The sequence below is a fragment of the Peribacillus suis genome, assembly GCF_059384845.1.
The window spans coordinates 3,201,455-3,213,672 of record NZ_CM182019.1 but is presented as its reverse complement, the minus strand read 5'-3'; the positions used below and the strand labels follow the sequence as shown (position 1 = coordinate 3,213,672).

12 protein-coding genes are annotated in these 12,218 nt (G+C 42.3%); 5 read left to right on the top strand and 7 right to left on the bottom strand.

The window, feature by feature from the left end:
- Positions 1–15: 15 nt before the first annotated feature.
- Positions 16–1,176 (bottom strand): MFS transporter, encoded by a 1,161-nt coding sequence (locus AC503W_RS15665; RefSeq protein ID WP_402957939.1) that lies wholly within the window; start codon positions 1,174–1,176, stop codon positions 16–18.
- A gap of 203 nt (positions 1,177–1,379) precedes the next feature.
- Between AC503W_RS15665 and AC503W_RS15660 the strand changes: the two genes are divergently transcribed.
- Together AC503W_RS15660 and AC503W_RS15655 are read left to right on the top strand one after the other, a co-directional pair.
- A complete protein-coding gene (locus AC503W_RS15660; RefSeq protein WP_403080297.1) occupies positions 1,380–1,607 on the top strand; it encodes a hypothetical protein in 228 nt (75 codons plus the stop codon).
- Positions 1,608–1,783: 176 nt separating this feature from the next.
- The gene (locus tag AC503W_RS15655; RefSeq protein WP_494914826.1) at positions 1,784–2,458 is read left to right on the top strand and encodes a phosphatase PAP2 family protein; all 675 of its coding nucleotides are present in this window, start codon (positions 1,784–1,786) and stop codon (positions 2,456–2,458) included.
- Between the two features lie 69 nt (positions 2,459–2,527).
- On the opposite strand, the gene yppF is transcribed toward AC503W_RS15655, so the two are convergent.
- From yppF to AC503W_RS15630, 5 genes are all read right to left on the bottom strand, one after another.
- The gene (gene yppF, locus AC503W_RS15650; RefSeq protein ID WP_402873786.1) at positions 2,528–2,722 is read right to left on the bottom strand and encodes a YppF family protein; all 195 of its coding nucleotides are present in this window, start codon (positions 2,720–2,722) and stop codon (positions 2,528–2,530) included.
- 199 nt (positions 2,723–2,921) lie between these two features.
- Entirely contained in the window at positions 2,922–3,185 is a 264-nt protein-coding gene (locus AC503W_RS15645; protein WP_402873788.1) for a hypothetical protein, read from the bottom strand.
- 132 nt (positions 3,186–3,317) lie between these two features.
- The gene (locus tag AC503W_RS15640; RefSeq protein WP_402957935.1) at positions 3,318–4,706 is read right to left on the bottom strand and encodes an L-cystine transporter; all 1,389 of its coding nucleotides are present in this window, start codon (positions 4,704–4,706) and stop codon (positions 3,318–3,320) included.
- A 236-nt stretch (positions 4,707–4,942) separates the two neighbouring features.
- Complete coding sequence (locus tag AC503W_RS15635) at positions 4,943–5,383, bottom strand: DUF6376 family protein (protein WP_402873793.1); 441 nt, start codon at positions 5,381–5,383, stop codon at positions 4,943–4,945.
- A gap of 22 nt (positions 5,384–5,405) precedes the next feature.
- Positions 5,406–6,020, bottom strand: coding sequence for a protein kinase domain-containing protein (locus AC503W_RS15630; protein ID WP_494914823.1), 615 nt, complete (start codon positions 6,018–6,020; stop codon positions 5,406–5,408).
- Between the two features lie 441 nt (positions 6,021–6,461).
- Here AC503W_RS15630 and AC503W_RS15625 point away from each other — a divergent pair, with 441 nt between their 5' ends.
- Positions 6,462–7,472 carry a hypothetical protein gene (locus tag AC503W_RS15625; RefSeq protein WP_402957931.1) on the top strand — a complete coding sequence of 337 codons (1,011 nt, stop codon included), beginning with the start codon at positions 6,462–6,464 and terminating at the stop codon, positions 7,470–7,472.
- On the opposite strand, the gene AC503W_RS15620 is transcribed toward AC503W_RS15625, so the two are convergent.
- Positions 7,465–8,883, bottom strand: coding sequence for a sigma-54 interaction domain-containing protein (locus tag AC503W_RS15620; RefSeq protein ID WP_402986778.1), 1,419 nt, complete (start codon positions 8,881–8,883; stop codon positions 7,465–7,467). The genes AC503W_RS15625 and AC503W_RS15620 overlap by 8 nt on opposite strands.
- A gap of 329 nt (positions 8,884–9,212) precedes the next feature.
- Here AC503W_RS15620 and AC503W_RS15615 point away from each other — a divergent pair, with 329 nt between their 5' ends.
- Complete coding sequence (locus AC503W_RS15615; RefSeq protein ID WP_402957927.1) at positions 9,213–10,406, top strand: ornithine--oxo-acid transaminase; 1,194 nt, start codon at positions 9,213–9,215, stop codon at positions 10,404–10,406.
- Positions 10,407–10,562: 156 nt separating this feature from the next.
- Positions 10,563–12,164, top strand: a complete 1,602-nt coding sequence (locus AC503W_RS15610; RefSeq protein ID WP_494914820.1) for an amidohydrolase — start codon at positions 10,563–10,565, stop codon at positions 12,162–12,164.
- Positions 12,165–12,218: the final 54 nt, after the last annotated feature.

The following is a 12,218-nucleotide window of genomic DNA, read 5'->3' as shown; positions in this document are numbered from 1 at the left end:
GACTTTTTTTGTGTCTTATTCTGCTTTCACCAGAATCTCTTTCTTCCCATAAATCCGGTAAAGAATCAAGGCGAACACCATTCCGACGAATGAGATGGAAGAAATCGAAAGATAAAGGACTTTTCCTCCAAAAGCACCGTAGATGGCGCCCCCTACATATGAGGCGAGAATTCCCGATACCCCAAAGAACAGCAAGGCCAATATCGTCTGACCAGTGGCACGCCATTCGGCTGGGACGATCCGGTACAAATACTGTATGGCCGCCGAGTAGAAAATCGGGAAGGTTAACAGTTGCAGGATCTGCAAGTAAGCTAACAGGTGCGGGTCGGTTAACCAGGCCGAGACGAAATACCGAATGAAGAAAAATGCGGCCGCGAATGAGATGATGATGATTTCCTTCCCTTTGCGAAGCCACCAGAAGCTTAAGGCAAACACGACAATTTCACTTCCAGCCGCCAAGAACCAAGTGAGTCCAACGAGAGTGGTACTTCCACCAAGTTCCCGAATGTACACACCAAGGAACGTATCGTTCATCCTGGCAGGAACGGCACATATAAAGACCAGTAAAAGGAATAGCAGCGTTTCTTTATTACTGAAAAAGTGCTTGAGCGTTTTCATCGTGACGGGCTTCCCGGAAACGGGTGCATCGGGCATCATCCAGATGATGACAAAACCGATAATGGCAATGCCAGAAAAGAGCCAAGCTAGACTAGTAGCACCAAAATGGGACATGACATAGCCGGTAATCAATGAGATTACGGCATAGCCTAAAGCACCGTATGTACGGATGGAGCCATAACTGATTCCATTCGATTCTGCAATTGTGAAATTGAGGCTTTCCGTCAGCGGGTCAATCGGCATCAGGAAAAAGTATAGCAACATGGCAAATAGAATCAGGTGGAGATAGCTTCCCGTATCGTACAAGAAATACCCGAGTATGCTTGAGCAGAGAATCAGCAACAACAGGACTTTGCGAATGGTCTTTGTTTTGTCGCTGATCATTCCCCACAAAGGTTGAGTGATCAAAGTCACAAACCCGCCCGTACCGATGATGAAACCGATTTGACCTGGCGATAGACCTTGATCATCCAGATAGACCGGAAGAAAGGGAATGAAAATGGCAAGTAAACCAAAGTATAAAAAGTTAAAGCTTCTTAGTAGTCGTAATGTTTTCATAAAATGTAATAGTACCCCACATATTCTATAGATTGATGTCCACTCAACTTTTTTATTGTAACATTCCTATAATTAATTGAAATCATAGATTTATTTATTCCTATATGAATAGTTGAATGTTGTAAGTGTTTTTTACCATTTTATACTTTGTATGGGGACTCATGATATAATTAATGACAGAAAATGAGGCAGGGAGTGGGTTTTTGGACCAAAATGCAAAAGTTGTTCAAGAGTTACAGGAGCTTAAACAAAAGGTTGCATCTCTTGAAGACTTATTAATTACGGAAAGAAAAGAGAAAGCAGGCCCCGGCCGTACTTTTATGGATGCTGTTTTATCGTTATTATTCGGATTATTTGTTGTAGGACCGGTTGTCGTAGTAGTTATCGGGGTTTTAATGATAGTCATGTCATGGTTAGGGAAAGGGTTTTAAGTACCTTTTTTTAGCTTGTCACGTTATAAATTTTTCTTTTATAGGGTTTTGTCCTCCAAGAATAAAGATTTTGACATAATCATAGCTTTTAAATACGATAGATGAATACATGATTCATATGAAAAGATATGGGGTAAATCCTATAATATAAATTCAATAAAAAAACGGAGTAAGCTATGAAAAAAAACATGAAAATCCTTTACCCATTAAGTTATTTATTATTGTTTATCCTTACTAGTTTTATATACTCCATCATCAACCAATTGCCGAGTGATGCGGTCGATGTCACGATGAAAATAGATGAGGGGATTCCCTTTATCAAGGAATTCATCATTCCTTACTTACTTTGGTATCCGTTTATGTATGGATTATTGATTTATTATTGCTTTGTTGACCGAAAGCAATATTTCGTGGCGATAAGCAGTTTGATATCCGGTAAATTGATTTGTTTTGTCGTCTATGTTTTCTGGCAAACGACTGTACCGCGGCCGGACGTTGTCGGGGACGATATCTTTGCAAACCTGGTCCGTTTCATTTATATGCATGACCAGCCTGTCAACTGTCTACCTAGTATCCATGTAATGACGACGTTTATCATGATGATCATCGTATATAACAGAAAAGAAGACTTCAAGCGGGAATACGCATGTGTGACGGTCATGGGTACCCTTATTATCCTCTCCACATTATTCACGAAACAGCATGCCATCCTGGATGCATTGGCAGGGATTCTTGTCGCCTGTGCGGTATATGCTGCTGCCCAGTTTATGTTCAATGGTGGAATGAGCGTTCAGGTTAACCACATTAGAACAGCTCGAATGAAAAAGAGAATGAAAAATAGTGACCTATAAAAAAATAGTAAGGACTGTCTTCATAGTGGGCAGTCCTTTTTGCGATTGTTGCAAGCCTTCGATGGGCAATCATCCTAAATGAAGTTGTTTCTTTGCGCCGCGTCTATATAGTTCCTTGCAGAGGTCTTTGTATTGGAAAATAGATAAATTCCCGCTCACGTATTCTTTTTGAATGTAATCTAATAATTCATCAGCATGAAAAGGCTTTTGGCGTGTTTCTTGAATATAGTGCAAAATTAAAACTTCAATTGTCAGTTCGCTCACCTAACATTTCTATTGGATTTTTTATCTTTAACAATATAACATGGAAAATATAGTAAGATTAGTTTTTAGAAAATTTAAACTACCGACATTTTCATACAATTAAAGACAGAAAGAGTGGTGGGGATTTAAATGGATGAAAAAGGCCTGGTTATTCAACCAAGCGTTTTTAGTACTTCCTTCGTGTATATTGTAGTGTTTTTTAGTTATTGCTCTTCTTAATGGGAGAATCGCCTTTTTCCCATGTCGTAGGGCCTTCATCGCTCGGGACGAATTTATTCCAATATGCCCCTGACGTCTTATCAAAGATGATCATATTATTTTCATTTACAGGGACTAATTCATATCGATCTTCATGACTTGCACCCTTTGAATCTTCTTTAGATGAGGCCATCAGAAATAAACCCAGGATTGTAAAACCCATGATGATGGCCACCCCGATGATTAATGAGGAACTATTTTTCATACTCACCCTCCATATGTATCCATTATCTAACATTTATTATATAGTCTTTCCACCCTTTAGAGTGGATTTTCTTTTGAATAACTTCATGAAAAACAAAACCCCCATCTCAGTAACGAGATGGGGGAGAAGTGATTACATTTCAGTGTCTAGTTTAACAGATGTTTCGTTGTATTGTTCTTTATCCAGGTCATGCGTGATTTTACTAGTCAGCACACCTGACGTCATGCTTCCGCTAACGTTCAAGGCGGTTCTACCCATGTCGATTAATGGTTCAACCGAAATTAATAGTCCTGCCAAGGCTACCGGTAAGTCCATTGCGGAAAGGACTAGGATGGCTGCGAATGTTGCACCGCCGCCGACACCTGCCACTCCAAAGGAACTGATGGCCACAATAAGGATCAAAGTGGCGATAAAGGATGGAGAAAGCGGATCAATTCCCACTGTCGGTGCAATCATGACGGCAAGCATGGCTGGATAAATACCAGCACATCCATTTTGTCCGATTGATAACCCGAATGATCCGGCAAAGTTGGCAATCCCTTCCGAGACGCCTAGTTGCTTTTGCGTTTGAATGTTCATAGGTAGTGCACCTGCACTCGATCTAGCTGTGAAAGCGAATGACAAGACAGGGAATGCTTTTCTTAAATAAGTGATTGGATTCAATCCTGCAATCATCAGCAATAGCAGATGAATCAAGAACATCACGATAAGGGCTACATAAGAAGCTCCCACGAATTTTCCTAATTTAAGGATGGCATCGAGGTCACTCGTTGCGACCGTAGTTGTCATGATCGCCAAGATTCCATAAGGAGTCAAGCGTAAAATTAAAGTCACCACACGCATAATGATGCTATGCAGGGCATCGACGATTTTAGAGAAGAACTCTGCGTGTTCAGGCTGTTTTCTTTTAACCCCTAGATAGGCAATTCCAAGAAATGCAGCAAAGATGACCACTGAAATCGTAGAAGTCGAGCGAGCACCCGTTAAATCAAGAAACGGATTGGCTGGAATTAACTCGATGATTTGTTGTGGCATCGACATTTTATCTTCGATGGTACCCGTTTTTTCCGTTATTTCAGCACCACGGCTCGTTTCTGCATCCCCTTGTTCAATTTGAACAGCTTCCAAATCGAAGACTGTGGCCGATGTAATACCGATGGCTGCTGCAATGGCAGTCGTTCCAAGCAAGATCCCGATGATCAAGACACTGATTTTACCGATATTGCTTGTAAGCTTCAATCTCGTGAATGCCGACAAAATCGAAATGAATACAAGCGGCATAACGATCATTTGTAGGAATTTCACGTAACCCGAACCTACGATGCTAAACCAATCGGTCGATTTCACGATCGCAACCGAACCAGGTTCATAGAAGTACTGCAAAAGCAGACCGAATATGATCCCTAACCCTAGTGCCGTAAACACTCTTTTTGTAAAGGAAATATGTTTTTTGTTCATATAAAATAGAAGGCCCAACAGGACAATCATTATGGCGATATTCAGAAAAACATAACCAATCATTTTAAATCCTCCCCAATTCCTATTAATCTACTCTGAATAATAAATACTAGAGTATGATACATCATTTATTACTATTTTACCAGCGATAAATAGTATGATTTAAAGATATTTTTTTTTGAAGGGTAGAAATGGAGGGGGCTGGAGGTGAAATTCTTTTTTAGGAGGTCAGCACTTCAAAGGGGCAATCATCCCGAATGTAAAAAAATACTCCTCGGTTAAAAGGAGTATTCAGGTATCTAGTTCCCTAATTTTTCAATTTGGTTGGTCAGGCTTGTGATATTATCAATCGTCTTCATGATTTCCGAATCTTCAAGGACCGCAGGATTCAATGTCCCATCTTCCATATTTTTTAGATATAAATCGATTCCGTCTTGAAGCTGTTGGTTGGAACTGACGATTTTATCGTGAATGCCATCAGCGATTTGGGGCGGTTCGGTTTCATTGAATTCTTCGATTTCCGTTTTCATCGTTTGCAGTTCATTCTCAAGTGTCTTCATTGCCTCCTTGTCGGTGACAGCATCCTTAGAGAGGGCGGGTACTTCATTGGCAAACTCTTTTACGGTACCGACATAGCTTGTTGCGGTATCGGCGTAGTCTAATGATGAATTGACTTCCCCTAAAAGCGAGCAGCCGGTTAATAAAATAAGTGATGTACATAGCATAAGTATTTTTTTCATGGTTTTCCTCCTGTATGGTTTATTAAATGGGCAAGAACCTTTTCTTATAGATGGCCGCAATGGAATTGAGAATAAAGGTAGGGATTTTCTTGGGAAAGTAGGGCCTCCTATAGAAAAGGTGGAATACGCGTTTTAAATCATGCCATTGCTTGCAGGATTTTGTCTGTCGGAACCGCGCAAGATCGATAATCTTCACTTTCTTATCGGACGTTATCAAGATGTTCCGTAAATGGATATCGGATGGATTCAAGCCTACCTTTCTGGCCAAGTTCAGGGCATGATCGATTTCCTTCACCTTTTCTTCCGTTACCGGGATGCCCATCGTCAAATGTTCAAAAAGCGTGTGACCCTCGATGTAATCAATCACGAGGTAACGCTCCCCTGCATCGAATAGGGTCGGGTAGTACTCGATATGCTGAACGGCCCGGTAAATATCCGCTTCTATTTTAGCCGTGTGGGTATGAGCCGGGAAAAATACTTTCAAGGCTAGGCCGGTATCTTGGATTCTAAATACATATGCGCTTCGCCCTTTACCGATAAGCGACAATGAATCATCGGCCTCGATCAATGTATGGTTTTTATCGTTCGCGATTTTCACACTTTGAGCCAACCTATAATATTGTGACAACTCCTTCACACCTCTCCAAAAGATTGATGATACAAAAAAAGACGGTATAACCGATTATCTTGGTTATACCGTCTTAGATACGAAAAAGACCTCACCAAAAAATCGGCAAGGTCTTGCAAACAACTGTAAATTAGTTGCCAATAAAGCCGAGGATGGACATCCTGTACTGACGACTTTACTGTATAGCTACTCCCCTTAACAGAAGAATTCATTTATTTAGTTACATTACAGTAAGTATAGAGGATATCATGCTCATGGGTCAAATTTAAGAATCTGAAAAGAGTCAGTCCCAAATAGGAGATAACAGATTCTTGTCGAATAGAATAGATGTTGGTAATCATGTTGTTTGTAGATAAATATGAAGGGAAACCTATTTTGATTCCAAATCTAAAGAAAAAACATTCCCTCCACCCGTAAGGATAGGCAAACGAATGAAAAAGGGGTTCCATTATGAGATATAACTATGATATGAAGCGGATAGGATGGATGATCTTTGCCTTTGGGGTATTTGTTTTCGTGCTATTCAAAACCGTTGAGAACGTCGAAGAACATATAGAGCTGAAGAATAAGGATGAAAGCGACCCGATGGATGCGATGGTTTATGAAAAAACGGCTCAACAGGATCTCTTGTATGGAGAGACCTATTATTATGTTCTCATTGCTCCGGGTCTCACGGGACAGGTTGTAAGGGAATTGGATGTCGGCCAGAGAGCGTTTGTGGAGAAAGAGGAATTTGAAAAGCTGGAAATAGGGGATTCGGTTAGCGGATACAGGATTGATGAAACCTTTCATAATAAGGATGATCTTAAAGACAAGGATTGGTCTTTTTATATCGGCTTGGCTTTCGCCAGTATCTATATCATTGGATACATCTTATATTGGTTAAGTAAAATCAAGTGGGTCACGGCCTTTTTTGATCGAATGGAGCGGGGGAAACACTCTGATCGTTTTCTTGGCATTTTCTTATATGGCTTGTTATACGGTGGCCTCATTTTGGGATTATCGTTTTGTTACTATAATATGGGACTAATGGTCATGAACGCATATGAGAAATATTCGGACGCAAATCGAATCGAGACTATGGCTATGGTGACTGATCATTCTCTCGAACGGAATTCATCCCGTTATGGAGATGACGGGTATTATTTGGCACTACGCTTTGAGAATCATGTAAACCAGACGGTATACCTGACGAAAAAAGTTACAAGGGATACCTATTATACGTACCAAGATCAACCGGTTCCGATTTCATATAATGAAGAGAATCCCTACAAAGTCTATCTGCAGGAAATGAGCTTGGAAGATTACTATCAAGTTTTCATTTCCAATATGATGTTATTGTACTATTTAGTATGTTTTGTAACGGTGTTATTGGTCTATGCATTCATATGCTGGAGACGCTATAAAAGGACAGGTTCCTACTATCGTGTCAAGAAGGGAGATCCCCCACTTTCTAAGTGAGGGGATTTTTGGCCTGGTACTTTTTCAAGCGGTATTGGAGGCTTTGCCGGCTTATATTCAAGGCTTTGGCTGCTTGGGAGATATTCTGGTTATGTTCTTTTAACACCTTTTCTAAATAGAACTTTTCTGTATGCGCCATATAATCATCAAGAGGGAGGGTCCCTTGATGAGAGGGAGGGGAAGGCGCTTTGGTTTCCATCTCTTCTTCTTCCCTATTCGCTTTCTTTTTGAAGAGAGTGGGAAGGTGCGAGATTTTTATGTGCTTATCGCCAGGTTCTAGCAAATTCATGGCCCCTTCGATGATATGTTCAAGTTCTCTTACGTTGCCATGCCATTCATAATCATAGAAAAGTTCGTAGGCTTCTTCGCTGATTCCTTCGATGTCCAATTCGAAAAGCGCATTGAATTTGTCAATAAACGATTGGGCGAGCAATGGAATATCCTCTTTCCGTTCCCGTAGCGGGGGTATGAATAAAGACACAACGCTTAAACGGTAATAAAGATCTTTACGTAAATGGCCGTTTGATATGGCATCAATCGGATCTTCATTGATGGTTGCGATGACGCGGACGTCGATATTCTTATCTTTCGTATCACCTACGCGACGAATCTTCCTTTCTTGAAGGGCCCGCAATAATTTTGCCTGCAAATTGGGGTTCAGGGAATTGATCTCATCAAGAAGGATCGTGCCGCCTTCTGCTTGTTCGAACAATCCCGGTCTTTCGACGGAGCCGGTGAAGGCACCTTTCTTCGTTCCGAAAAGGATTCCTTCTATTAAACTATCGGGAAGTGCTGCACAGTTCTGGCTGATGAATGGGTGTTTGGAGCGACTGCTTCCATTATGGATGCTTTGTGCAAAAAGTTCCTTTCCCGTTCCAGTTTCCCCAACGATGAGGATGGTGGAAGAGGTTCTTGTCGAACGCTTGCTCTTTTCGATGACCTCCAAGAAATTCGCACTGACACCTAGGATGCTGTCAAAGGTATATTTGGTGTCGCCCTTATTTAATATATTATCCTTGATGATTCGTTCCAGGTTGGTAATATCCTTGGCTACTTCGATGGCCCCGATGATATTTTGCCTGGTGTCGAATATCGGATAGGTATTATTGATGGTCGAGATTTCCTGCCCCAGGCTATTGAAGTAAGTCTGTTTCGAGTTTTCGGTTGCATGGCCGGAGTGAAGGGCCCTGACCAGTGTGCTTTCCGTTTCTTCTTTGAACTTAAAGATGTCGTGAATCTTCTCTCCTAATACATCTTTTGAATCCATTCCCTCAATCTCCGCCATCTTTTTGTTATAGATGACCGTCAAGCCGTTCCTATCTATAATATGTATGCCTATATCAATCACATCCACAAGTGAATGGAGAATCGTTTGAAAACCTTCTATTCTCATAATCTGGTTTAAATCCATGAGGCACCTCCAGGTTTTTCCTTTTGTTGAAGCTAATTGTAAAGTAAATCCAATATTGGTGCAATTATTATTTGCACTGCAAGAATGCATGGCGGAAAGGTGCCAAATATTTTTGCGGATTTTATGAAAAAAATGGGTGAAACCCCTTTCCTGAAATATATTTTTTCTTTGAGTTAGGGTGTTTTTGATAGAGGCCTTTATTTTTGGCATGGAACTTGCTAGTTGATAGATAGGGGGACCTGAACTGATTTTTCAACAATGAAATATGCTACATCTTCATCTACAACGTAAATCATAGCGGAAACGTTTAAATCATAGGGGGAATTTATATGAAAACTGTGACGGAAAAGGTTATTGAACAAACTGAACAATATGGGGCAAATAATTATCATCCACTTCCCATCGTCATATCAAAGGCAGAAGGAGTATGGGTAGAAGATCCAGAAGGAAACAAGTATATGGATATGCTTAGTGCCTATTCAGCCGTGAACCAAGGTCATCGGCACCCAAAAATCATTCAAGCGCTAAAAGACCAAGCGGATCGTGTAACGTTAACGTCCCGAGCGTTTCATAGTGATCAATTGGGTCCGTGGTACGAAAAGGTGGCCCGTCTTACCCAAAAAGACATGGCCCTTCCGATGAACACGGGGGCTGAAGCAGTTGAAACGGCCATCAAGGCTGTTAGACGCTGGGGCTATGATGTAAAAGGAATCGCTGAAGACCAAGCGGAAATCATCGCTTGTATCGGCAACTTCCATGGCCGGACGATGACAGCCGTTTCTTTATCTTCCGATGATGAATATAGAAGGGGGTTCGGGCCGATGTTGCCAGGAATCAAGTTGGTTCCCTATGGTGACCTTGAGGCATTGAAAGCAGCCATCACACCGCAAACGGCTGGATTCCTGATTGAACCGATCCAAGGGGAAGCGGGCATCATCATTCCACCAGCCGGTTTCCTGAAAGCGGCATTTGAACTGTGTAAAGAAAATAGTGTATTGTTCGTTTCGGATGAAATTCAGTCGGGCCTTGGCCGGTCAGGTAAAACATTCGCCTCCGATTGGGATCATGTTGTTCCTGATATGTACATTTTAGGCAAGGCACTTGGTGGTGGGGTTTTCCCAATCTCTTGCGTGGCGGCCAACCGTGACATCCTAGGCGTCTTCAATCCTGGTTCACATGGTTCTACATTTGGGGGCAATCCATTGGCTTGCGCGGTTTCCATCGCTTCCTTAGAGATTCTTGAAGAAGAGAAACTTGCGGAACGCTCGTTGGAATTAGGCGAATACTTTAAAGAAAGCTTGAAGGAAATCAATAATCCGAAGATTAAAGATATACGTGGAAAAGGCTTATTTATCGGAGTGGAATTAACAGTGGAGGCAAGGCCTTATTGTGAAAAATTAAAAGAGGAAAACTTACTGTGCAAGGAAACGCATGATACCGTGATCCGCTTTGCTCCGCCACTTGTGATTACGAAGGAAGAACTAGATTGGGCTATTGCCCGTATTAAAAAAGTTTTAGCTTAATGTCGCTTACTGATTCTGAGTCATGAAAAAAGGGTATTCCAAAAAAAAGCGTAGGCTTATCCATTTTGGAATGCTCTTTTTCGTCTGCAAGGATAAAGGAAATCCAAAATCAAGGCGGTACAAATGAAATGTGTTCATATAGGGGGAGGAGAAAGAATGAATCATGACATCATTTATGTGAACGGAAAAATATTCACAGCCAATCCAACACAACCTTATGCAAGTGCTATGGTCATTCGTGATGGGCGCATACACTGGATTGGGGAAGAAGAAACCAAAGGGATGACTGGAGAGCGCATGAACCTTCAAGGACGCCGGGTGTTGCCGGGGCTCATCGATGCACACTTGCATCCATTGTATCTAGCCGGGTCTTCCAAGCAAATTTCCTGTATGCCGCCTGTTGTCGAATCACTGGAAGATTTAATTGACGAAGTTCGTAAGGCAAGCGAATCACAAGATTCCGGGGGTTGGATAGAAGGATGGGGATATGATGAGGGGAAATTAAAAGAGCGTCGTTCGCCTTCACGCTGGGATTTAGATCAAGCCACGACGAAGGTTCCCGTTATCATTACGCGCACATGCACTCACATGGTTGTGGTCAACAGTAAGGCACTGGAACTCGCCGGCATCACCAAAGATACACCAGACCCAGTGGGTGGAAAGATTGATAGAGATCCGTACGGTGAACCGACGGGCGTTTTACGTGAAAACGCAAAAGGTTTAGTCCAACAAGTAATGCCCGTACAAACTGTTGAGGAAGAAATAGAAGGACTTGTGGAATTAAGCCCAAAATTGCTATCGCACGGAATTACGGCCATTACGGATTTGATGGCAAAGCCTAAACCTGCGGATTATTTAGACATGTATCGTGCTGCTACGGAAAAGGGCATGAAGCAGCGTGCAGTCCTGTATTACATATGGGAAACCATTAAGGACGATCCGATTTTAGCCAAGAACAAAACGAATAGAGACCAGGACAATCATATTGGAGGAATCAAGTTATTCGCCGATGGAAGCGTTTCTGGCCAAACGGCCTGGGTCAATCCGCCATTTTTAGGGGAAGGCGAGAACTATGGCATCCCGATGACCACTAAGGAGGAGTTGCTACTTGCCGGTCAAGCAGCCGAGGAGAATCGTATCCAATTGGTCATACATGCCATGGGTGAGCAGGCGATCGATTTAATCATCGATACCTTTCATGGCAAGAAGGGCTGGATGGAAGATGGTCCCTCGATCAGGATTGAGCATGCGGCCATGCCGTCTAAGAAGGCCCTTCAACAGGCAAGTGAAATGGGAATCGCATTCGTCCCACAACCGATCTTTCTCTACGCTGAAATTGAATCGTACCTTACTAACCTTGGGGCGGAGCGTACGAAGCAAACGTATCCAATTCGTTCCATGTTAGATGCGGGTATCATGGTGGCCTTCTCATCTGATGCACCTGCAACGGCGTGGGCAGATCCGGTCAACCCATTTGTCGGGATGATGGCAGCCGTCACACGTAAGGCCTATGATGGAACGGATACAGGGCAGGAACAACGCATAGACATTGAAACGGCCATCATGCTTTATACAAAAGCGGCACAGGAAGTCACGCGCATCCCGGATGTTGGCCAGCTTGCACCGGGCTTTCATGCCGACTTTATTGTCCTAGACCGGGACATTTTGACCATCAAACCGGAAGAAATAGGGGAAGTGCAGGTTGAAGAAACGTATATGGCCGGTAAGAGGGTCTTTCAAAAAGGAACTGCAGTGTGATGTTCTAAAACAAGAGAATAAACTCTGTGTGAAAACGAAATAAGAAGGCTTTGT